The organism is Paenibacillus sp. PsM32, assembly GCF_030433815.1.
Classification (GTDB): Bacteria; Bacillota; Bacilli; order Paenibacillales; family Paenibacillaceae; genus Saccharibacillus; species Saccharibacillus kyungheensis.
Genome location: NZ_JARUWY010000113.1, coordinates 1 through 212 on the forward strand (window position 1 = coordinate 1; position 212 = coordinate 212).

Annotated in this window: 1 rRNA gene; it reads right to left on the reverse strand. The window is 52.4% G+C overall.

Features of this window, described 5'->3' with window-relative positions:
* Window positions 1–212 (reverse strand): 23S ribosomal RNA (locus QCD85_RS23855); the annotation flags it as partial.

Below are 212 nucleotides of genomic sequence, written 5' to 3' on the forward strand. Positions count from 1 at the left end.
ATCCCATTGCTCATAACGGCTTTCGGTGTTACAGGAATTTCAACCTGTTGTCCGTCGACAACGCCATTCGGCCTAGCCTTAGGTCCCCACTTACCCAGAGAGGACGAGCCTTCCTCAGGAATCCTTGGGTTTTCGGCGGATCAGAGTCTCACTGATCTTTTCGTTACTCATACCGGCATTCTCACTTGATTTGGGTCCAGCGCTCCTAGCGG